This window comes from Nocardia nova, assembly GCF_002933465.1.
In the GTDB taxonomy this organism is placed as follows: Bacteria; Actinomycetota; Actinomycetes; order Mycobacteriales; family Mycobacteriaceae; genus Nocardia; species Nocardia nova_B.
The window spans coordinates 76,525-97,906 of sequence record NZ_PSZE01000024.1; the positions used below are offsets into that span (position 1 = coordinate 76,525).

18 protein-coding genes are annotated in these 21,382 nt (G+C 69.2%); 7 read left to right on the plus strand and 11 right to left on the minus strand.

Annotated features, from left to right (window positions below):
* Positions 1–216: 216 nt before the first annotated feature.
* Complete coding sequence (locus tag C5E41_RS24570; RefSeq protein ID WP_104378114.1) at positions 217–1,023, minus strand: SIMPL domain-containing protein; 807 nt, start codon at positions 1,021–1,023, stop codon at positions 217–219.
* 173 nt (positions 1,024–1,196) lie between these two features.
* On the opposite strand from C5E41_RS24570, the gene dxs reads away from it, so the two are divergent.
* Positions 1,197–3,092 carry a 1-deoxy-D-xylulose-5-phosphate synthase gene (gene dxs, locus C5E41_RS24575; protein WP_104378115.1) on the plus strand — a complete coding sequence of 632 codons (1,896 nt, stop codon included), beginning with the start codon at positions 1,197–1,199 and terminating at the stop codon, positions 3,090–3,092.
* Between the two features lie 124 nt (positions 3,093–3,216).
* Here dxs and C5E41_RS24580 read toward each other — a convergent pair whose 3' ends face one another.
* Both C5E41_RS24580 and C5E41_RS24585 read right to left on the minus strand, forming a co-directional pair.
* Positions 3,217–4,533: an HRDC domain-containing protein gene (locus C5E41_RS24580; RefSeq protein ID WP_104378116.1), complete on the minus strand. Its 1,317-nt coding sequence runs from the start codon at positions 4,531–4,533 to the stop codon at positions 3,217–3,219.
* 21 nt (positions 4,534–4,554) lie between these two features.
* Positions 4,555–5,193 carry a DUF3000 domain-containing protein gene (locus tag C5E41_RS24585; protein WP_081879712.1) on the minus strand — a complete coding sequence of 213 codons (639 nt, stop codon included), beginning with the start codon at positions 5,191–5,193 and terminating at the stop codon, positions 4,555–4,557.
* A gap of 119 nt (positions 5,194–5,312) precedes the next feature.
* On the opposite strand from C5E41_RS24585, the gene hemE reads away from it, so the two are divergent.
* The 3 genes from hemE to hemQ all read left to right on the plus strand — a co-directional run bounded on the left by hemE (position 5,313) and on the right by hemQ (position 8,821).
* A complete protein-coding gene (gene hemE, locus C5E41_RS24590; protein ID WP_104378117.1) occupies positions 5,313–6,380 on the plus strand; it encodes a uroporphyrinogen decarboxylase in 1,068 nt (355 codons plus the stop codon).
* A gap of 266 nt (positions 6,381–6,646) precedes the next feature.
* Positions 6,647–7,987 (plus strand): protoporphyrinogen oxidase, encoded by a 1,341-nt coding sequence (locus C5E41_RS24595; RefSeq protein WP_104378118.1) that lies wholly within the window; start codon positions 6,647–6,649, stop codon positions 7,985–7,987.
* A 138-nt stretch (positions 7,988–8,125) separates the two neighbouring features.
* Entirely contained in the window at positions 8,126–8,821 is a 696-nt protein-coding gene (hemQ, locus tag C5E41_RS24600; RefSeq protein WP_104378119.1) for a hydrogen peroxide-dependent heme synthase, read from the plus strand.
* Between the two features lie 209 nt (positions 8,822–9,030).
* Here the strand turns inward: hemQ and msrB are convergent, their stop codons facing one another.
* From msrB to C5E41_RS24620, 4 genes are all read right to left on the minus strand, one after another.
* Entirely contained in the window at positions 9,031–9,486 is a 456-nt protein-coding gene (msrB, locus tag C5E41_RS24605) for a peptide-methionine (R)-S-oxide reductase MsrB (RefSeq protein WP_104378120.1), read from the minus strand.
* Positions 9,487–9,543: 57 nt separating this feature from the next.
* Complete coding sequence (locus C5E41_RS24610; protein WP_258081225.1) at positions 9,544–10,878, minus strand: glycosyltransferase family 87 protein; 1,335 nt, start codon at positions 10,876–10,878, stop codon at positions 9,544–9,546.
* A 118-nt stretch (positions 10,879–10,996) separates the two neighbouring features.
* The gene (locus C5E41_RS24615; protein ID WP_104378122.1) at positions 10,997–12,559 is read right to left on the minus strand and encodes an alpha/beta hydrolase; all 1,563 of its coding nucleotides are present in this window, start codon (positions 12,557–12,559) and stop codon (positions 10,997–10,999) included.
* Positions 12,560–12,591: 32 nt separating this feature from the next.
* Positions 12,592–13,383 (minus strand): pyrimidine reductase family protein, encoded by a 792-nt coding sequence (locus tag C5E41_RS24620; protein WP_104378123.1) that lies wholly within the window; start codon positions 13,381–13,383, stop codon positions 12,592–12,594.
* Positions 13,384–13,418: 35 nt separating this feature from the next.
* On the opposite strand from C5E41_RS24620, the gene zapE reads away from it, so the two are divergent.
* The gene (zapE, locus tag C5E41_RS24625; RefSeq protein ID WP_104378124.1) at positions 13,419–14,438 is read left to right on the plus strand and encodes a cell division protein ZapE; all 1,020 of its coding nucleotides are present in this window, start codon (positions 13,419–13,421) and stop codon (positions 14,436–14,438) included.
* An 82-nt stretch (positions 14,439–14,520) separates the two neighbouring features.
* On the plus strand, positions 14,521–15,327 hold the full coding sequence (locus tag C5E41_RS24630; RefSeq protein WP_104378125.1) for a tyrosine-protein phosphatase: 807 nt from the start codon (positions 14,521–14,523) through the stop codon (positions 15,325–15,327).
* 48 nt (positions 15,328–15,375) lie between these two features.
* Here the strand turns inward: C5E41_RS24630 and C5E41_RS24635 are convergent, their stop codons facing one another.
* Positions 15,376–15,915, minus strand: coding sequence for a GNAT family N-acetyltransferase (locus tag C5E41_RS24635; protein ID WP_104378126.1), 540 nt, complete (start codon positions 15,913–15,915; stop codon positions 15,376–15,378).
* Positions 15,912–17,150, minus strand: a complete 1,239-nt coding sequence (locus C5E41_RS24640; RefSeq protein ID WP_104378127.1) for an MFS transporter — start codon at positions 17,148–17,150, stop codon at positions 15,912–15,914. The genes C5E41_RS24635 and C5E41_RS24640 overlap by 4 nt, the downstream gene beginning before the upstream one ends.
* 266 nt (positions 17,151–17,416) lie before the next feature.
* On the opposite strand from C5E41_RS24640, the gene C5E41_RS24650 reads away from it, so the two are divergent.
* The gene (locus tag C5E41_RS24650) at positions 17,417–18,358 is read left to right on the plus strand and encodes a hypothetical protein (protein WP_146097669.1); all 942 of its coding nucleotides are present in this window, start codon (positions 17,417–17,419) and stop codon (positions 18,356–18,358) included.
* 2 nt (positions 18,359–18,360) lie between these two features.
* Here the strand turns inward: C5E41_RS24650 and C5E41_RS24655 are convergent, their stop codons facing one another.
* Complete coding sequence (locus C5E41_RS24655; protein ID WP_104378145.1) at positions 18,361–19,545, minus strand: hypothetical protein; 1,185 nt, start codon at positions 19,543–19,545, stop codon at positions 18,361–18,363.
* 120 nt (positions 19,546–19,665) lie between these two features.
* Positions 19,666–21,084, minus strand: a complete 1,419-nt coding sequence (locus tag C5E41_RS24660) for an MFS transporter (RefSeq protein WP_104378130.1) — start codon at positions 21,082–21,084, stop codon at positions 19,666–19,668.
* Positions 21,085–21,382: the final 298 nt, after the last annotated feature.

The window sequence follows — 21,382 nt, forward strand, 5'->3', positions numbered from 1 at the left end:
GCGGCGCCGTCGACGAGGTCGAGGGGCCGCACAACACTTTGGGCGTGGGGAATTCCGAGACCGCGGCGATGGGGAGAGAGGTGCTGGTTGCTACCGGCACGATATCCGCCGCGACGAGGTCGGCCGGTGATCCTGCCGGACGGGCATCGCGAGCGTAGGTGGTGCGGGAGCAGCTGTCGGAGACGGTGACCTGCGGTCGGCGAGACCTGTTGCGGTTCAAGACAACTGCCAGGTCGCCCGTAGATCCGCGGTGACCTCGTGCTCACCGTATTCGACCGGAACCGGGGCGCCCGGGGCCGCTGATCGAGCCGCCACGAAACGGATGTCGCCGCGGGGTTCCGGCGTCGCCGAGGCGTTTTCGGTGATCTCCAGCACCGGTCCGAGCGCGCGTTCGGCGCGGGCCGCGTAGCGGCGGGCGCGGTCGAGGGCGTCGTCCCACGCCGCTTCGCGGGCGCGGATCAGCAGGTCGGCGCGGTCGGCGACGGTGAGGTTCAGTCCGCCCAGGCGGACATCATCGCCTCCGGCCTCCACGGCACGGGCGATCACGGTCGCGGGATCGGTGGTCGCAGGATCGGCGCTCGCGGGATCGGCAGCTGCGGCTGCGTTAGTGGCGGCGGGATCGGTCGGGATACGCAGGTTCACCGTCAGTGAGGTGGTCGCCACATACCCGGTGATGCGCGTGCCCTCGTTCTCCGTCCACGTCGTCTCGGTCCGCACGGACAGTCCGGTGGTGGCGATATCGCTGGCGGCGACGCCGTCGGCGCGCAGGGTGTCGGTGACCGCCGCGGTGCGTTCACCGGCCCGGCCGTAGGCCGTCGCCACCGCCTCGGCGCGCGTCTCGATCGAGATCGATACCTGCATCCGATCGGGCGTCGACGTGGCCACCCCGTGGCCGAATGTCGTGACGGTCGCGGGACGGGAATTGTCGGCTCGCTGCTGCGCTGCAATATCGGCTCGCTGCTGCGCTGCAATATCGGCTCGCGGCTGCGCTGCAATATCGGCTCGCGGCTGCTCGGCGGTCATATCGTCCTTCCTGCGGGCGGGACGGGTAATCACCCACTGTAATGCGGTTGATCTATGTCGAGCCTCACACCGATCTCGGATGTCGCAGCTCGCCGATCGTTCCCGTCGTCGGGGTTCGGTGCGGCTCCGTAGACTGTTCGAGACAGATGAGCCACGGAGAGGGAGCGAGAACGGTGGGAGTTCTTTCCCGGGTCGATACGCCCGAGGACCTGCGCCGGCTGACGGCGCCGCAGCTGCGCGAACTGGCCGAGGAGATTCGGGAGTTCCTGGTCCGCAAAGTAGCGGTCACCGGCGGCCATCTGGGCCCGAATCTGGGGGTGGTGGAATTGACCATTGCCCTGCACCGGGTCTTCGACTCCCCGGCCGACCCGATCATCTTCGACACCGGCCACCAGGCCTACGTGCACAAGATTCTCACCGGCCGCAGGGACGGGTTCGATCGGCTGCGCAAACAGGGCGGCCTGTCCGGCTACCCGAGCCGCGCGGAGAGCGAGCACGACTGGGTGGAGTCCTCGCACGCCTCGGCCTCGCTGTCCTATGCCGACGGTCTGGCCAAGGCCTTCGCGCTGACCGGGCAGGATCGCCACGTGGTCGCCGTCGTCGGTGATGGTGCGCTCACCGGCGGCATGTGCTGGGAGGCGTTGAACAATATCGCCGCGGGCCCGGATCGGTCGCTGATCATCGTGGTCAACGACAATGGCCGCTCGTACTCGCCGACCATCGGCGGTTTGGCCGACCGGCTCACCGCGTTGCGCATGCAACCGGCCTACGAACAGGCACTCGACGCCACCAAGCGGTTCGTCCAGGGCATTCCGCGCGTGGGTAGCTCGGCCTATTCGATGCTGCACGCGCTCAAGGCCGGGATCAAGGATGCGGTGGCGCCGCAGGAACTGTTCAGCGATCTCGGGCTCAAGTACGTCGGCCCGGTGGACGGGCACGATCAGGTGGCGCTCGAGGCCGCGCTGCGCCGAGCCAAGGATTTCGGCGGTCCCGTCGTGGTGCACGCGGTGACCCTCAAGGGCCGCGGATATCAGCCCGCGGTCGATCACGTCGCCGACCAGATGCACTCGATCGGCGCCATCGATCCCGAGACCGGACAGCCGACCGGCGGCAAGACCGTCGGGTGGACCTCGGTGTTCTCCGAGGAACTGATCCGCCACGGTGAACAGCGCGACGATATCGTCGCCATCACCGCCGCCATGTCGGGCCCGACCGGGCTCGCGCCGTTCGGTGAGCGGTTTCCCGACCGGCTGTTCGACGTGGGTATCGCCGAACAGCATGCGATGACCTCTGCCGCTGGACTGGCGCTGGGGGGCCTGCATCCGGTGGTCGCGATCTATTCGACCTTTCTCAACCGCGCCTTCGATCAGCTGCTGATGGATGTGGCGCTGTTGAAACTGCCGGTGACCCTGGTGCTGGACCGCGCCGGCATCACCGGCGACGACGGCGCCAGCCACAACGGCATGTGGGATCTGTCGGTGCTGGGCATCGTGCCCGGTATTCGCGTCGCCGCCCCGCGCGACGCGGTGACGCTGCGCGAGGAACTCGCCGAGGCGCTGGCGGTCGCTGACGGGCCGACCGCGCTGCGCTTCCCGAAAGGCGCTGTCGTCGAGGAAGTGCCGGCGCTGGAACGGCTCGACGGTGTCGACGTGCTGCGGCGGCCGGAGGGCTCCTCGGCGCAGGCGGTGCGCGGTGACGTACTGCTCGTGGCGGTCGGCGCGCTCGGCGCCCCCGCCGTCGCCGCAGCGGATCTGCTGGCGGCCCGGGGGATTTCGGTGACGGTCGTGGACCCGCGCTGGGTGCTGCCGGTTTCCGACACCCTCGTCAAACTGGCCGAGAACTATCGCATGGTGGTCACCGTCGAGGACGGCGGCCTGCACGGCGGTATCGGCTGCACCGTCTCCGCGCGGCTGCGTGATTCCGGACTCGATGTGCCGACCCGCGAGCTCGGCGTGCCGCAGCAGTTCCTCGAGCACAGCTCGCGCGCCCAGATTCATCAGGAGCTGGGCCTGACGGCAGAGGATATCGCCGAGCGCGTTACCCGGTGGCTGACCGGTGGTGCGGTGTAGATTCTGAAACCTGTTACAGTTTTGTCGCCGGCAGGAGTCTGCGACGGTAGAGTGCAACTGTACGTGCGGCTGACCGCCGAGAGTTTCGACGAGGCCGCGCGCGTCGGGACCGGCGCACACCGGCCTACGAGGACTGAGCCGGCCCCGGGAACAGTGCCGCGGCCAGCTCGGGAACCGCGAGTTCGCGCTGCCAGGTCCGGGCGCCCCCGGCCTCGAGATATTTGTCGATGACGGCCGCGGGATCCGACGGCGTTGCGCCGGTGCGGAATTCGGGCAGGCCGTCCCAGCACAGGCGGCGCAACAGATCGGGAGTCAGCAGATTCTCCACCGGGACCGCGTGCCGCTCCGACAGTCCGTTCATCGCCGCCCGGGCGGCGGCCAGGCGAGCCGCCGCAACCGGATCGCGGCGCTCCCAGCGATTCACCGGCGGCGGACCGTCGAACGGTTGCGACATCGGCGGCAGCTGCGAATCCGGCAGCGCGCGAGCACGTTCCACCGCGTTCAGCCATTCCCTCGAATATCTGCGCTGCCGCGGACCACCGAACACCGGCAGGGCGCGCAACTGCGGAACCGTCTTCGGATCCGCCTGTGCCGCGGCGATGATCGCCGAATCCGGCAGAATCCGCGCCGGGGCCACATCGCGATGACGCGCGATACCGTCACGGGCCGTCCACAATTCGCGGACGGTCGCGAGCTGCCGCGCCCGCCGCAGCGTGTGGATGCCCGAGGTGCGCCGCCAGCGATCCGGCTTCGGCGGCGCGGGCCGGGCGGTGCGCACATGGTCGAATTCCTGTGCGGCCCAGTCGGATTTACCCTGTTCGTCCAGCACGGCCGCCACCTCGTCGCGCAATTCGACCAGCAGTTCCACGTCCAGGGCCGCGTAGTTGAGCCAGTCCTGCGGCAGCGGCCGGGTCGACCAGTCGGCCGCGCCGTGTCCCTTGCGCAGTTCCCGGCCCAGCAGCCGCGCCACCATGGCGGCCAATCCGACCCGCTCGAATCCGGCCAACCGGCCACCCAGTTCGGTGTCGAACAGCCGGCCCGGCCGCAGTCCCAGTTCGGCCAGGCACGGCAGGTCCTGATCGGCGGAGTGCAACACCCATTCCAGGTCGTTGATCACCGCCGCCAATGCGTCTACTGCGGCCGGATCCGGAATCGGGTCGATGAGGAAGGTCCCGCTGCCGCGCCGGCGCAGCTGGATCAGATAGGCCCGGTTGGAGTAGCGGAATCCGGAAGCGCGTTCGGCGTCGACGGCCAGCGGCCCGGACCCGGCGGCCAGCACGGTGGCCGCTTCCGCGATCTCACGGGCGGAGTCGAGAACCGGAGGAACGCCGTCGGCCGGGGCGAGCAGAGGAACCACGCTGTCCGCGTCCTGCTGCGCGGGCTGGTGCTGCGGTGCGGGTGATGTCCTCGGGAGGGTGTCGGACTCGTCGGCTTCGGGCATAGCCCGAACTCTACGTGTCGCTCAGAACTGGTCGTCGGCAATCTGCGGATGCGGCCGCAAATGGGTGATGCCGGCCGGGGGCAGCCCCGCGGCGTAGGCGAGCACCTCGCAGAACGCCTCGACATGCGGGGCCAGCTGGGGCGAGCCGACCGTCCACGAGGCACGCAACTCCAGTTGATAGGCGCGCGGCGGCCCGGCGATATCGCCGTAGCGGACCGAACTCGTGGAGGTGACCGTGCCACCGAGCGCCGTGAACTCCTCGCCGCGCGATTCCAGGGCGTCGACCAGCCAGCTCCAGGCGACCTCCGGCAGCAGCGGATCGCCGGCCAGCGCCGCATCGATATCGGCCTGGATATAGGCCACCAATCGGAAAACGCCGTGCCAGGCCTCGTGCCCGTTGGGGTCGTGCAGCAGGATCAGGCGGCCGAAGGCGTCGTCGTCGGAATCGACCGGGATGACATTGGTGTCGGGATGTTTGACCTCGGCTCCGATGGCGTACGAATAGGGTGCCAGGCGTTGTGGGGGCCGGATCGGTGCGAGCTCGATCCGAGGATGGACGGATGCGGTGCCCATCGCATCGACCGCGGCGCGAAACTGGGCTGGTTCGCTGTCAGGGCCCGGGGTCGGTGCGGCGCCGTCGCGGAAGTCGAGCGGTGTCACGACTGTGAACGGTAGACCTCTCCGGTGTCCGGCACGCGGAGGCGCGCCGCTATGGGCGCCGTGACCGGGCGGGGACAGCCGCGCGGGTAGGCGCCCGGCGGCGGCATACGATAGCGGGGATGAGCACACCAACCCGCCGCCGCTTGCCCGATGCGCCGTTCCTCGCCGCCGCCACTGGCGCCGGACCCGGCCGCCGTCCCGTCTGGTTCATGCGGCAGGCCGGCCGGTCCCTGCCCGAGTACCGCGAACTGCGCGCGGGCATCGGGATGCTGGAGTCGTGTTTCGATCCGGAGTTGGTGTGCGAGATCACCATGCAGCCGATCCGCCGCCACGGTGTGGACGCGGCAATCCTGTTCTCCGACATCGTCGTTCCGCTCAAGGCCGCCGGCATCGAGCTCGATATCGTGCCCGGCGTGGGGCCGGTGATCGCGAATCCGGTGCGCTCGGTCGACGATGTGCGCGCGCTGCCACGGCTGCGGCGCGAGGAGGTCGGTGCGATCACCGACGGTGTGCGGCTGTTGCTCGACGAACTCGGCGAGACTCCGCTCATCGGATTCTCCGGTGCCCCTTTCACTCTCGCGTCCTATCTGGTGGAGGGTGGCCCCAGCCGCAACCACGAACGGACCAAGGCGCTGATGCTCGGCGACCCGCAGACCTGGCACGCGCTGCTCGGTGTGCTCACCGATATCACCGTGGAATTCCTGCGTGCTCAGATCGCGGCCGGCGTGGACGCGGTGCAATTGTTCGATTCGTGGGCGGGCGCGTTGTCGCTGGCGCAGTACCGGGAATTCGTTCTGCCGCATTCGGAACGGGTCTTCGCCGAGATCGCGCAAGCGGGTGTGCCGCGTATCCACTTCGGTGTCGGCACGGGCGAACTGCTGGGCGCGATGGGGGAGGCCGGAGCCGATGTCGTCGGCGTCGACTGGCGGGTGCCGCTGACTGCCGCCGCGCGCCGCGTCGGACCCGGAAAAGCCTTGCAGGGCAATCTCGACCCGGCGGTGCTGTTCGCGGGCAGCGAGGTCGTCGACCGTGAGGTCCGCCGCATCGCCCACGAGGCCGACGAAGCGATCACCCTCGGCGCCACCGGTCATATCTTCAACCTGGGCCACGGCGTGCTGCCCGACACCGACCCCGGCGCCATCACCGCGGCCGTGGAGCTGATACACAGCCTGCCCACGCCGCTGTAGACCGTCCTCCTCGCCGGACAGGGGTTTCGTCGCAGGGCTACCACTGTCCGGCCGCGCGCACTGTCCAGTCCACGGTGATCGGCGCGGTCCGGTATTTCCATGGCGGCAGCCGATCGGCGAGCTGCGCTCAGCCGGGTTCGCCGAACGCCGGGGCGCGTGGGAGCGGTGGGGGCCGAGGCGGCATCCGGGCGCTCGTCGAGAGGCGGGTACCTTGCAGGGGTGCGGCAGCGCCGCGGGCCGGTGCGGGTACGAGTGAGGAGCAGGCTATGCGGGTCGTGGTGGTCGGTGGCGGGGTCAGCGGTCTGGTCGCGGCGTATCGGCTGCGAGTGGCCCTCGGCTCGGAGCTCGAACTGGTGTTGGTGGAGCGGCGCGACCGGATCGGTGGCATTCTCCACACCGGTGAGCTGGCAGGCGGGCCGGTGGATCTGGGAGCGGAGGCGTTCGTGGGCCGCCGGCCCGAAATCCCGGCGCTGCTCGCGGAGTTGGGGCTGACCGAGCAGTTGGTGCATCCGGCCGCGCGGCGACCCCTGATCTGGTCCGGCGGCACCGTCCACCCCCTGCCCGAACGCACGCTGATGGGCATTCCAGCCGGGCCCGATGCGGTGGCCGGCCTGGTGGACGCGGAGACGCTCGACCGGATCGCCGCCGAGCCCAGCCGGCCGCTGCGCTGGGAACGCGGCGGCGATGTGTCGGTCGCTGAACTGGTCGGCGACCGTTTCGGCGCGCAGGTGGTGCAGCGCAGTGTCGATCCGCTGCTGGGCGGGGTGTATGCCGGGCGTGCGGAGTCGATCGGGGTGCGCGCGGCGCTGCCGACGCTGGCCGCCGCCCTCGACGCCGGCGCCCCGAATCTCACCCGCGCGGTCGCCGACGCCCTGCCACCGCCGTCCACGGCCCCGGTTTTCGGCGGCCTGCGCGACGGATATCGGGTACTGCTCGACGCCCTGCGCGAGGCCGCCGCGCCGAAGGTCGAAACCGATACGGCCGCAACGGGTCTGGCGCGGACGGCCACGGGCTGGCGGATCGATCCGGTCGGCGAGGCCGACGCGGTGATCCTCGCCACCCCGGCGCCCGTCACCGCCGAGTTGCTGCGGGCGGTGGTTCCAGAAGCAGCCGCGGCCGCGGCCGGCATCGAACTGTCCTCCTCCGCCGTGGTCGCCCTGGGCCTGCCCGCGGACACCCCACTGCCCGACAATTCCGGCATCCTGGTCGCCACCGGAGAACCGTTGCGCGCCAAGGCCTTCACGCTCTCCAGCCGCAAGTGGCCACATCTGGCCGAGCGTGCGGTGGCGCTGGTACGCGCCTCCTTCGGCCGCTTCGGGGACGACACCCCCCTGAATTGGTCGGACGAAGAACTCGTCGCGGCCGCGGTGGCCGACCTGTCCACCGTGACCGGCCTCTCGGTCCACCCCGAAATATCCGTGGTGCAACGCTGGCGCGGCGGTCTCCCGCAGTACGCGCCCGGCCACACCACTCGTATCGCCGAACTGGAATCGGCGGTTGCCGCACTGCCCGGCCTCGCGATCGCCGGCGCGTACCTGCACGGCGTCGGCGTCCCGGCCTGCGCCGCTTCGGGAACCGCTGCGGCGCAGCGCATTCTGGCCCGGTGATCGAAGGCGTGCCTTGCCGGCCTGGCTCGCCCGGCAAGGCGACGCCGACATGCCGGGCGCCCGTATGCGAAGCGACCGTGCCGAACAACACGGGTGCGGGCGTTCTACCGGAAACCGCCCAGTGGCACGATGGAGGCTATGGCGCGACTCGATTACCAAGCTCTCAATTCGACCATTCGGTATCTGATGTTCTCGGTGTTCCGGGTCGAACCCGGAGTATTGGGGGATCAGCGCGAGACCGTGGTCAAGCAGGCGCGTGAATTCTTCGACGCGCTCGAGGAGCGCGGCGTCGTGGTCCGCGGCCTCTACGACGTGGCGGGTCTGCGCGCCGACGCCGATTTCATGATCTGGTGGCATGCCGAGCGGATCGAGGATCTGCAGGCCGCCTACGCCGATTTCCGCCGCACCACCGATTTGGGCCGTGCGAGCACGCCGGTGTGGAGCAATGCTGCCCTGCATCGCCCCGCGGAGTTCAACAAGAGCCACATCCCGGCCTTCCTGGCCGGTGAGGAACCGGGCAACTACATCTGCGTCTACCCGTTCGTGCGCTCCTACGACTGGTACCTGTTGCCCGACGAGGAGCGTCGCCGCATGCTCGCCGACCACGGCAAGCAGGCCCGCGCCTATCCGGACGTGCGGGCCAATACCGTGGCTTCCTTCGCCCTCGGCGACTACGAGTGGATACTTGCCTTCGAGGCCCCGGAACTGCACCGCATCGTCGACCTGATGCGCGATCTGCGTGCCACCGACGCCCGCAACCACGTGCGCGAGGAGATTCCGTTCTTCAGCGGCCCGCGCGTGGATGTCGAGCAGTTGGTCAACGCACTGCCCTGAGCCTCGAGAACCGCGCTGAGCCTCGAAAGAAAACACTGCCCTGAGCCGCGCGATCCGCCGGTGCCCCCGGAATTCGGGGCGTGCCGGGATGCGGCCGGGCCCGTAGGGTCTTCCCGTCAGCTCGATCGCGCGCCTGCTCGGCGCGCGGTCGGCAGCGGTCGCCGGATCGCATCCGGCACTCGGGCGGTGAGTTCGAACCTCCGCCGCGATCAGCCCGCCGCGTCGTCCGAGGGGTGCAGGCGCAGCGCGATCGAGTTGATGCAGTACCGCTTGTCTGTCGGGGTCGGATATCCCTCGCCCTCGAAGACGTGCCCGAGGTGGCTGTGGCAGTGGGCGCACAGCACCTCGACCCGGCGCATCCCCAGCGAGTCGTCGGCCCGCAGAATCACCGCATCGGAATCGGCCGGATCGAAGAACGACGGCCACCCGCAGTGCGAATGAAATTTCTCGGTGCTGCGGAACAATTCGGCACCGCAGGCCCGGCAGCTGTAGACGCCGGTGGTTTCGGTATCGGTGTATTCACCGGTGAAGGCGCGTTCGGTGCCCGCTTCGCGCAGCACCGCGTACTCCTGCGGGGTCAGCCGCGCCCGCCACTGCTGCGGGCTCAGCTCGATCTTGGGTGCCGGAAGCGATGAGGTCGCGGGCGAACCATCCTGTGAGCTCATGACGCGATTCTAGTGGCGTCGCGCGACCATCATCGGGCCGCGCCCGATCACCGCAGGTCAGCGGAGCGCACCGGCCTCCGGCTGCGCCATCGGCTCCATGGTGTCGTCGTCGGGCGCCGGTTCGTGGCGTTCGATCCGCGGGGCCGGATCGGTGGTCACCGCGGGCTTCGCGGTCGCCTCGGGCAACAGGAACGCCGGTTCGATCCCCGAATCCAGCCGGCCCTCGCGCCGCGCCGCCAGATACCGATCACCGAGGACGCAGAACGTCACGATCAGCAGCAGCGCCCAGCCGAAGGTGACGCGCAGGTACTCGAGCGCCCGTCCGGTGCTCTGCCAGTGGTCGAGCAGCCATTTGTCGTAGGTCATGAACCCGAAGATCGCCAGCCAGGCCGGCCAGTTGCGCAGCACCGAATTGCGTAGCACCACCGTCATGAGGAACGGGAACAGCATCATGGAGTAGTACTGCTGTCCCAGACCCGACAGCAGCCAGGACGCGATCAGGATGATGCCCGCGGTGGTGCAGACGAAGAACAGCTCGTCGTCGCGGCAGTACCGGTACAGCAGCCACAACGAGAGCAACACGAGCACGCCGAGCACGATGCGCATACTCCAGGTCAGCCACACCGGCAGTCCGTAGTACTCGGCATTGCCCACGATCGCGCTGTTGAAGTAGTCGCGCGATTTGAGCAGATAGGGCAGCGTGCGGTGGACGAAGTCCATCGGATCCTTGGTCAGCGGCCACGCGACCGCCATCAGCACCACCGGCACGCCGATCGCGGTGATGAAGACCTGCCACTGGCGGCGCGCCAGCGGTATCAGCAGCATCGGCGCCAGCGTCGGTTTGACCGCGATGGTAAGTCCCATGACCAGCCCGGCCAGCAGATCGCGCCGCTGCAGCAGCAAGTGGATGAACAGCACCTCGCCCAGCAGTAGGCAGCCGTTGACGTTGCCGAAACCCAGTGTGTTGATGACGGTTTCGGAGGCGAACATCAGCAACAGCAGCAGCGGCGCGGCCACCGATTTCGTCGAGAACTTGAACAGCCGCAGCAGCAGATACCAGGCCAGGATGATCGCCACCGCGTTGAGCGCGATGAAACACCAGCGCGATTTCTCCGGGTCGATCAGCGCGAGCGGCGCGATCAGCAGGGTGCCGCTGGGCGGGTACAGATAGTGCGGGTCGACCAGGTCGAAGTTCTCGCCGTAGATGGCGCGCCCGTTGAGGAAGGCGAGCGAGGCCTTGTAGACCGGCGCGAAATCGTCGGTGATGGAGAAGTTGGTCCCTTTGACGATGACCTGATGCAGCACTGTGAGGATCGCAAACGGCCACAGTGCGAAGTTGAACACTTCGGCGGTGGTGCGAGCGGTGCGCGGCTCGAGCTGACGAAGGAACACTGGGGCACGGTACACCGGAAGCCTGCGCGATGGTTGCGCGGACCCGCCGTCGGGCGCGCCGGAGACCGCTCGTGCCGGGTGTGCGCCCGGCCACTTCGTGCGCACCCGCACGATCACCTCAGGCCGGGCAGGCAGTGCCGTCGGCGGGCAGGGTGCCATCCTTCAGATAGCCGACGATGTTCTGCTGCGCGCAGCCCGAATGGGTGAACACCGGATGCCCCCAGCCCTGCCACTGCACGGTGGAGGTGCGCGCACCCGCCGCACCCAGCGCGCCGGTGACCGAGGATCGCCCGTCACCGCCGACGACGGGATCGGCGGTCGTGCCCAGCACCAGCACGGGCAGGGTGAACTTGTCCGGCAGTCGCGGCGCCTGCGCCACCGGCCATGCCGAACACACCATCAGTCCGGTCGCCGCCGTCTTGCCGAAGGCGGGATATTTGGCAGCCCAATCGATTTCGAGCTGCTTGGCGCGGTCGGGGGTGGCAGGCTGCTGATCGTCGCTACAGCGGGAGACGAACTGCCCGTCGGCTCCGACCGCTGCCGCCTCCCGGGTGACCAGAGCCTGCAAAGCCCCCTGATCACCGCGCCCGGCCGCCGACAGCGCATCGGCCAGTTCGGTGATGTGCGCGGCCTGATCGGCGCGCGGGTCGCCGAGGAACGCGGTGATCGTGGTGGTCAGCGCCGATGCCGACAGTGTGCCGAGTTGTCCCGCTCCCGCCCGGTTGATCAGGTCGGTGATCGCGGCCCGCGGATCCGCGCCCAGTGAGCATCCGAGATCGGCGCAGCGGCGGGCGAATCCGGTCAGCGCCGCTTCGGCGCCCTTCACCTGCTGTTCGGTGCGCGTGACCGCATCGGTGTTCGCCGGTTCCGGCGAATCGAGCACCAGCCGGGCCAGCCGGTCGCCGAATTTGGCGGCATAGCTCAGCGCCACGCGCGCGCCGTTTCCGGTGCCCAGCAGATCGATGTGGTCGACCTGCCACTGCTTGCGCAGCTGTTCGATGTCGTCGGCGGCGTGCGGGGTGTCGAAGGTGCCCTGATAGGGCTGCAGGAAGTCCTGGCAGGCGACGGTGGCGTTCTGGCTCAGTGACGCCACCGCATCCACCCGGTCGCCGCCGGGGGCGAACTGGCCGTTGTCGGCCAGCCCCTGCCGGGTGTCGTCGGGCAGGCAGTCGATCGGCTGGGAGCTGCCGATACCGCGTCGATCCACCCCGACCACCGGCCGGCTCGCCAGAATCGCCGCGCCCGGTCCGGACACCAGACCCGCGACGGTCGCGGTGGAGGACCGATCGCCGCCGGAGGTCACTACCAGCGGCGCCGCGTCGGCGGGCGTCTGCGGAGTACGCGCGCGGACCGCGGCGATCCGGAAGGTGCCCAGCACCGTGCCGCCGGAATCGATCGGCGCCGAAAGTTCCGCGCAGTCGAAGCTCACCCCGGCCGGCGGCGCCCCGGTGCCCAGCGAGGTGAAGGTCGGTGCCGCGCAATCGTGCCAGGCCAGATCGGTTTTGGGGACCTGCGCCTGCGATGGCGCAGCCGGCGCGGCGCTGGTGCTGGTGGCCGGGCCCGAGCCGCCGTGCGGTTGTTCCACCGCCACGCCCGGTCGCTGCGACGGCCCGGCACCACAGGCGGTGGTCAGCAGAACCGTCAGCGACGATGCCAGCAGAGCGGCGCGAGTCCAACGCATGCGCTACAGCCTGCCAGGTCCGGTGCGCCGTTTCAGCCTTGGGTGCGGCTGCGCTCCCACCGGGTCAGCACCGTGCCGTCGTCGTCGATCAGTGCGTGCCGCAGGCTCATCGGGGTCGGCAAGGCATTGGGCGACACCGCGATTCGGCCCGCCGTACCACCGATCAGCAGCGGTGAGACGGTCAGGCACAACTCGTCGACCGCGCCCGCGCCGATCAATTCGCCGAACAGCGACGGGCCGCCCTCGCACAGCACCCGCAGCAGTCCGCGCTCGCCCAGCACCCGGCGGATGTCGGCGGCGGTGACGGTGCTCTGCCCGGCCTCGATCACCTCGGCGCCGGTCTCGGCGAGCAGGCGTTTGCGTTCGCCGTCGGCCGCGGCGGTGGTGAGGATCATCGGCGGGCGCTGGGTGTCGGTGAACAGCCGGCTCGCCGGGTCCAGCGCCGCGCTCGCGGTCACCACCGCGACCGGCGGCGGCGCACCGTCGCGCGCCCCGCCCAGCCCGTGGTGGTGCAGGCGCATGCGCCGCCGGGAATCGGTGCGCGCGCCGCCGTAGTTCTCCACGCGCGCGGTACCGGCGCCGACGACGATCACGTCGGCCAGATCGCGCAGGATGGCGAAGACAGTGGCGTCGGCGGGCCGGCCCAGGGCGCCGGAGCGGTCGTCGACGGTGACCGCGCCGTCGAGGCTGGCGATGAAGTTGACCCGGATCCACGGCCGCTCCAGGACCGCCGGATAGGTGTAGAGCTGAACCAGGTCGGTGATCTCGCCGGCACCGCCGGTGGTCAGTGCTGTGAACTGGATCGCATCGGGGACACGCTGCATAAGGTCCGATCACACCACGTCAGTACGCTACGAGCGTGCAACAACGCCTCGTCGATCGTCATCCGGAGGTTCCGGCCGATCAACTCATCGCCCAGATGGTGCCGCCGCCCACGTTCGACGAGGTGAGTTTTGCCTCCTACATTCCCGATCCCAAGGAGCCGAGCCAGGCCGCGGCCGTGCGCGCGGCCGAGGATTTCGCCGCGCGGGTGGGCACGATCCACGCCGCCGCCGGTAAGAAGTCGCTGTTCGGGAAGAAGAAGCAGGTCGATGGCGCCGGGCTGTATCTCGACGGTGGATTCGGTGTCGGCAAGACGCACCTGCTGGCCTCGATCTTCCATGCCTCCCCAGGTCCGAAATCGTTCGGCACCTTCGGCGAGGTGACCAATCTCGTGGGCGCCCTGGGTTTCACGAACGCGGTGGAACGTCTGGGCGGCAACAGCGTGCTGTGCATCGACGAATTCGAACTCGACGATCCGGGCGACACCATGCTGGTGTCGCGGCTGCTCACCGAATTGACCTCGCGCGGCGTGTCGGTGGCGGCGACATCGAACACGCTGCCCGATCAACTGGGTGAGGGCCGGTTCGCCGCCCAGGACTTCCTGCGCGAGATCCGCAAGCTGGGTTCGCTGTTCGACACCGTCCGCGTCGACGGCCCCGACTACCGCCACCGGGATCTGCCGCCCGCGCCGGAACCCACGGATCCGGCGCTGCTGTCGGAAAAGGCCGCGGCCACAGCGAATTCCACGCTGGACGACTTCGACGCACTGCTCGCGCACCTGAGCACGCTGCATCCGTCGAAGTACGGTTCCCTGATCGCCGGCGTGTCGGCGGTCTACATCTCGGCGGTGCACACCATCACCGATCAGGCGGTGGCGCTGCGGATGGTCGTGCTGGCCGACCGGCTCTACGACGCCGGGACGCCGGTCACCGTGTCGGGTGCGCCGCTGGACAAGATCTTCTCCGAGGAGATGCTCGGCGGCGGCTACCGCAAGAAGTACCTGCGCGCGATCTCGCGCCTGCTGGCACTGTCGCGATTCGAGGTCCCGGCGGGCTGATCCCGGTTTCGTACGGCGTACTGTCGGGAGGCGAATTCCCTACCATGGACGACTGTCCAGTTTCCCTCTGAACGGAGCTGACATGGCCCATCGTTCGATTCGCCTCGCCGCCACCGTCGCCGTCGGCGCTCTCATCGCGGCCGGTCCGGCGCTGGGTGTCGCGGTCGCCGCCGACCCGCCCGCGGCCCCCTCGTCGGTCTCGGTGAACACCGAAGACCGGTCCCTGCATCTGGCCAGTGTGCAGAACGCGCGCGATATCGGCGGATACCGCACCACCGACGGCCACGTCGTCGAGACCGGCCTGGTGTTCCGCACCGCGGACTTGGGCAAACTGTCCGACTCGGATTCCGCGGCGCTGTCCGCGCGCGGGCTGCGAGTCGTCGACGATCTGCGCACGAGCTACGAACGTGCGTTCGGGCCGGATCGGGTGCCGGTCGGTGCGACGCTGAACATTCGCGATGTGATCGGGCAGGCCCCGCCCCAGGTCATGGCCTCGACGCTGAGCGCAGGCAGCGATCTCTACCGCGCGTTCATCACCGCTCCCGGTGCGAGCGAGGCGTTCGCCGGTGTCCTGCGCGACATCGCCGGCACCGACGGTTCGGTGCTGTTCCACTGCTCGGCCGGTAAGGATCGCACCGGCTGGACCGCGGCGGTCCTATTGACGATCCTCGGCGTGGACCGCGAGACCGTGAACTACGACTTCCTGCTGTCGAACTACTACCGCGACGCCGCCGAGAGCGACGCGGTCGACGGTGTCGTGCAGTCTGCGCTGGATTCCGCATTCGATCAGGTGAATCAGAGCTACGGCAGTTTCGACAACTACGTGCACGACGGATTGAAGCTGACCGACGGCGATATCGCGGCGTTGAAGGCGAAACTGCTCGCCTGACCGGCAGTTTCGACCGGCGGGTCGAATCCGGTTGCGGGGCAGCCGGGTTCACGCCTCCCGTTGCATCACGAAGTCGTGGCACACCTGGTTGCCGACGGTGAAGGTCTTGGTACCGGCTCGGCGGAAACCGTGCTTGCCGTAGAAGCGCTGGGCCCGCTCGTTGCGCTGGTTGACACCGAGCCAGACCACCGAATATCCGCTGCGGCGAGCATAATCCACCACCGCGCCCATCAGGGCGGTCGAGACGCCACTGCCGTGATGGCCGGGCATCACGTACATCTTGCTGATCTCGAGTGCGGGGCGGGCCGCGATCATGGCGGCGACCGTGGGATCCGCCGGTTCACCGGAGATCAGCATGGTGTAGCCGACGATGTCGCCGCCGATGACGGCCTTGAGCACGATCCGCTGCGGATCGCTCAGATAATCGCCGAACCGTTCGCCGGACAGCACCTCGGCGATGAAGGTGTCGATGTTCTCCTCGGTCAACTCCGGCGGGCACGCCAGGGGAAATGTCGCGGTGGCGACGTCGCTCAATTCCTCCGCGTCCCAGATTCCGGCGCGGTCGACGACGACTTCCTGCTCGGTCATGGGTCCAGTACAACATGCCCGGATCGGGTCGCCGACAGCTTGCCGGGCGCCGGACGCGGCCGGAAGAAGCGCGCGGTGGCGATCAGGGCGAGGGCGAACAGCAGCGGGATCACGAACCCGACCCGCAGGCTCGACGCGTCGGCGACGGCCCCGACCACGCCGCCGCCGATCAGCGTGCCCGCGTAGTTGAACAGATTGAGCCGGGCGACCACCGCGTCCAGTCCGCGGCCTTCGGTCAGTCGCCCGGCCTCGCTGAAGCACAGCGGTGCGATCACGGGCAGGCCGAGGCCCGCGATGAGGAATCCGGCCAGTGCCGTGGCCGGTCCCGGCGCGGCCACCACCAGTGCCAGGCCGAGCACGCCGATCCCGGCGGCCAGCCGAACCACCGTCCGCGCGCCGAATCGGCGCACCCACCAGTCGCCGCTGAGCCGGGTGAGCAGCGAGGCGCCCTGGTAGGCGGCCAGCGCCAGGGCCGCCGTCGCCGACGAGGACAGCAGATCGTCGGTGAGGTACAACGCCGACCAGTTGCCCACCGCCAGGTCGATGGCGAACACCAGCGCCATCGCGATACCCAACGCGAGATACGCGCGCAAGGCAACGGCCGCAACGGTTTCGGGCGTACGGACCGATTCGGCGGGCTGGGCTTCGGCCTGGTCGGCGCCGAGCAGCCGCGGCCCGAACACCAGACTCGCCACCGCGACCACCGCGGCGGCGATGGTGACCGCATAGGGCAGTGTGATTCCGACCTTCTCGCAGCCCGAGACGAACAGGGCGCCCAGAATCGACCCGGTACTCCACGCCGCGTAGAACGACGACAGCACGAACCGCCCGTACCCGTGCTGAATGAACACCGCCTGCATATTCGTGCCCGCGTCGACCATGCCGACCGCGACCCCATAACAGCCGAGCGCGATCAGCGCGACCACGATATTCGGCGCGACCGCGATCGCCAGTCCGGTCACCGCTATCAGCGCCAGCCCGGCCCGCATCGCCACCCGGCTCGACCAGTGCACCGCCACCCGCTCGGCCAGCAGACTGCCGCCGGCGGCCAGGCCGGAGATCATCACGACCGCGACCAGGATGACGGTGTCGGTGAGCCCGAGTCGATCCCGCTGCTGCGGCAGTTCGGTGAGGACGACCGCGAGGAAGAAGCCCTGCAGCGCGAAGGCCACCGAATTGGCGGCGCGGGCGGCTCGCAGCGCGGTCGATACAGGAATGTATCCGCGGTCGAACATCTGCGCAGCCTAATGGGTGAGAGCCCGGCGGCGGTAGCGGAGCGCCCGAGCCGCACGCGGCAGCAGAAGTCCCGGCTTCGCAACGTCGCGATTACGCCGCTGTCCGATCGCGGGCGATTCCGCAGTTCGCCGGACTCGATGATCACGTGGGGCTCCCGGTTGGATAACGAAACCGGTCACGGGGACGTGTAGCCCCCTGGCACGTGCGGCACTCTGGATACAGCGGGCCGCACGGCCCGCTGGTGCACGGGTAGGGGAGTGGTCGCGTGAGTACGACAGAACGGGCCGAGACGAGGCAGCAGACGACGACGCTGGCTCCCCTGGAGCCGGTGAAACTGCCTGTGGTGGAGCCGAATCCGCGTGGACATCAGGCGGGCGACCGGTGTCGCGAACCCGGATGTGGCAATTGTCACTGGGATGTGCAGCGGCTCAAGTACTGGTTGCGCGGCAGGCTGCTGGCGGCGGGTGCCGACGATGCCGAGGTGGACAAACCGCTGGGTGCGCAGACGCCCGGTCTGCTGTGGCGGCGCGGGAGCCGGTTGTGCGCTATCGAGGTGCGCAGCGCGCCGGTCTCCATCGAGCACGCGCGCAAACGCACGGCCCGGTTGAAGGCGGTGGGCTGTGACGAGGTGTTGTGGCTGTGCCCGACCGGATATTGGATCGGGCGGATACCGGCGCTGGGCGTGGACGATTTCGCCGCCGCCGGGTGTGAGTACCGGGCATTGTCGGGCGGGCTGGTCATCGATTCCGACGGTATCCTCAGCCCTAGGGAAACTCCCTGGGGAATAAGGGAATTCATCGATGGCTGGGTTGCGGGCGAGTTGGCCTGCGGATATCTGGACGAGGACACGAGAGGGTGGGCGACGGTGAGCGATTGGGAGGCCCACACCCACGCACAGGCGATGATGATCGCGCAGCAGCGGCAGGAACTGCTCGACCAGCGCACCGAATTGGCCTTGGCGCGCAGGGCGACTCGCGACAAAGCCAAACAGATGCACAAGATGATGCATCGGCTCGAACGTGCCGAACTCGTCGCCGGGGAGCTGGACGCGGTCAAACGCCGGCTCTCCGATCGCGACCGGCTCGAGGCCGGTCTGCGGGTACGGATCGCGCGTCAGCGCGAGGCGGTGCTGCATTGGCAGCTGATGACCTGTTTCGCGATGCTGGTGATCGTGACGTTCATCGTGGCGGGATTCATGTTGAAGTGATGTCAGGTCGCGCTCAGCCGGAAGGGGGCACGATCCCAGCGCCAGTTGTGGCGCAGCGCGAGCGCGATCAGGTCCACGGGTTCCAGGCCGGTCTCGTCGACCAGGCTCCGGAATTCGGCCCAGTGCACGGCGCCGGCGGCGAGCCGGTTGCGGAGAATATTCTCCGAACGAGCGGACACCGTGTGTCGCAACAGATCCGGCTCGCCGAGCCGGCTGCCGGTAAACACCAGCCATCCCCAGCCACGAGCGTGCGCGTGCACGCGGGCGGCCTCGAGTCGCACCCGATTCGCGTGTAATCCCAACTGCCCCAGCGCGACCACGTCGGCCAGTAGCACGCGTCCGTCGGTTAGTCGGGCGGCGACGGTGGGGCAGTAGGAGTCCGCGAAGCCGTCGACGGTGAAGTCGACGGCAACGGGCCGCTCGGTGTAGCTGTCGACCTGTTCGCCGTCGTCGAGCATGCGCAGCAGCCGGGCCTGCAGAGCTGTGTCGAAGGTGGTTTCGCGGCCGAGCTTCTCGGCGAACATGTGGCCGCGGGCATCGTCGTCGGCGTCGACGGTCGTGATCGGCAGCTCGGGCAGGTCGTCGGGATCGCCGCTCGGCCACTGCACCCGGCGCAGCAGCGGAAGCAGTTGCCCGGCAACGGGTTCGGCCGTGCGGGGGCGATCGAGATGCCAGCGGCCACGCTGCTGCCAGCCCGCGATGCGCTGGTAGACGAAGCCGGCCACCCGTTTGGCGTCGATCAGCGAATGTCCGGCCAGCCGCAACTTCAGATACGCCAGATCCTGGGCGGCGATATCGCTGTCTCCGACATAGGTTTCGGTGAGCAGCGTGCGGGTCAGTCGCTGATCGCCCCACCCGACCGGGTATCGCTCGGCGAATATGGCGAGGTCGGGATGGCCGGTGGCCTGCACTCGCCGCAGCAGCTGCCCCGCCGCTCGCGTATAGAGCTGGCGAACCCGGTCGCGGGAGAGTTCGAAGCGGGCGCCCAGCAGCGTCAAGGTCTCCGGGCGCACACCGTCGAGCCCGAGCCGGCGGGTGAGTAACTCGCCGTCGCGGGGGCGTTCCTCGGCCTGGGCAGCGACCATGTCCGCCAGCGTGTCGGCCATCTGCTCGGAGGTGAAGGAGATGCCGTCGCGCAGGTCGTCGAGTAACCCGGCCTGTATCTCCTCGATCCGGTTGGTCGTCACCACATGCCTTTCGCTGTCTCGCACGTCCTTTCGAAAGCCTATGCCTTCGTGTGGGTTCCAGGCGCTCGAGCGCGGGCGTGTCCGCTGATGTGGTGGCCGATTCAGGGTCGCCTCGGCGATTCAGCGGCGAGCAGGTTCGGTGCGGCGGCTGTCCCGGCCCGCATCGGCCGCTCGCGACCCGCCGGCCTCCACGGCGAAGACGGTGATCAGCAGTGCGATTACCCATGCGAGAGCCGATCCGGCCGCCAGCCAGTGGATGGCGCCGACGAAGCTCGGCCCGGTCGGCGATCCGGCCACGGCACCGAATATCGCGACACCGCAGGCGGTTCCGACTTGCCGGGCCGTATTGGACACCCCCGTCGCCAGGCCGGACCGGTCCGCCGGTGTAGCGCGCACCGTCGCCGCGACCACCGATGTCGTGATGAGGCCGCAGCCGCAGCCGAGCACCGTGAAACTCAGCAGCAGCCCGCCGCTTCCACCGCGGCCGTCGAGCGTCAGCAGCATCGCCGAACCGCATGCCGCGAGGGCGCAGCCGATCGCGATCGCCGAGCGCGGACCGTACCGGGCCGTCAATCGTCCCGATACCGGGGCCAGCAGCACCAGCGGCAATGCCAGCGGCAGCACGTTGACGCCGGCCGCGACGGGGGAGCGCCCCAACGTGTCCTGCAGATACAGCATGCCGATGAACAGGATGCCGTTGACGATCAGGTTCATCATCAGGGCGACGGCATTGGGAACGAGAAAATCCTTGTGCCGCAACGGGTCCACCGGCAGGAACGGATGAGCGCTGCGCCGGGCCGAGAGGTAGGCGCCCGCCGGCGCACACACCGCGGCCACCGCCGCGGTGGCGACGACCGCCGTCCCCGCGTGGTGCCCTGCGGAGATGACGGCGAACACCAGCGCCCCCAGGCCGAGGACGAATCCGGCCAGTCCCAGCACGTCGATGCGCTCGCCGCGCCGCGGTGGTGCGGCCGGTACCACGATCCGGGCCCCGACGGTCGCCGCGATCGTCAGCGGCACCGCGATCCAGAAGACCGGCCGCCACCCGAGACGGTCGACGAGAATTCCGCCGAGCAGCGGCCCGGCCGGCAACGCCAGTGACGACACCGCCGCCCACGTGCCCAGCGCCTTCGCCTGTTCCGCTCGATCCGGGAAGACGTCCACGATGACGGCCATGGTGCTGGGCAACAGCAGCGCCCCGCCCACACCCTGGACCACTCGCGCGGCGATCAGCACCCCGATCGACGGGGCCAATGCACACGCCAGCGAGGCCGGCCCGAAGACCGCGAATCCGGCGAGCAGCATCCGGCGATGCCCGATCCGATCGCCGACGGTTCCCGCCGCCAGCAGCAATCCCGCGATCGCGACCACGTATCCGTCCACCACCCACTGCAGCGAGGCGACGTCGGTGTGCAGGCCGCGCCCGATCGCGGGCAGCGCGACATTCACGATGGTCACATCCAGCAACACCAGAAACATCCCGGCGCACATCACCGTGAGTATGGCGGCCGGGTTGCGAACCTGTGGAGTCGAAGTCATATCCGCAGTGTCGGTGCGCAATCTTTCGGTGTGGACCGAAGTATCGGCGATGAGGCAGCGGGTGAACAGCGTCCTGCCTCAGCTTCTTTCGCTCATCGCCCCCTGGTGGCGCAGGGTCGGGTCCGGCGCCGGAACCATCGCCGACGCCGGCGGCTCCGGCGATACACGACGGCGATGAACCGTGCGCCCAGGGAGTCGGTGACGTGAGGTTGACTGCCGATTGCCGGGCGGCCCGTCCGGGCGGCTGGCGGCGCGGGCGGGCGCGGACGGCGACGACGCGGACGGCGACGATTCGGTG

Excerpts from the sequence above, each read along its gene's own strand:
- C5E41_RS24580 (WP_104378116.1), bottom strand. The coding sequence starts at position 4,533 with ATGCCCGAAGCCGACGAGTCCGACACCCTCCCGAGGACATCACCCGCA.
- msrB (WP_104378120.1), bottom strand. The coding sequence starts at position 9,486 with ATGAGCTCACAGGATGGTTCGCCCGCGACCTCATCGCTTCCGGCACCC.
- C5E41_RS24635 (WP_104378126.1), bottom strand. The coding sequence starts at position 15,915 with ATGACCGAGCAGGAAGTCGTCGTCGACCGCGCCGGAATCTGGGACGCG.
- C5E41_RS24640 (WP_104378127.1), bottom strand. The coding sequence starts at position 17,150 with ATGTTCGACCGCGGATACATTCCTGTATCGACCGCGCTGCGAGCCGCC.
- C5E41_RS24660 (WP_104378130.1), bottom strand. The coding sequence starts at position 21,084 with ATGACTTCGACTCCACAGGTTCGCAACCCGGCCGCCATACTCACGGTG.
- C5E41_RS24570 (WP_104378114.1), bottom strand. The coding sequence starts at position 1,023 with ATGACCGCCGAGCAGCCGCGAGCCGATATTGCAGCGCAGCCGCGAGCC.
- C5E41_RS24630 (WP_104378125.1), top strand. The coding sequence starts at position 14,521 with ATGGCCCATCGTTCGATTCGCCTCGCCGCCACCGTCGCCGTCGGCGCT.
- hemE (WP_104378117.1), top strand. The coding sequence starts at position 5,313 with ATGAGCACACCAACCCGCCGCCGCTTGCCCGATGCGCCGTTCCTCGCC.
- C5E41_RS24620 (WP_104378123.1), bottom strand. The coding sequence starts at position 13,383 with ATGCAGCGTGTCCCCGATGCGATCCAGTTCACAGCACTGACCACCGGC.
- C5E41_RS24615 (WP_104378122.1), bottom strand. The coding sequence starts at position 12,559 with ATGCGTTGGACTCGCGCCGCTCTGCTGGCATCGTCGCTGACGGTTCTG.
- hemQ (WP_104378119.1), top strand. The coding sequence starts at position 8,126 with ATGGCGCGACTCGATTACCAAGCTCTCAATTCGACCATTCGGTATCTG.
- C5E41_RS24595 (WP_104378118.1), top strand. The coding sequence starts at position 6,647 with ATGCGGGTCGTGGTGGTCGGTGGCGGGGTCAGCGGTCTGGTCGCGGCG.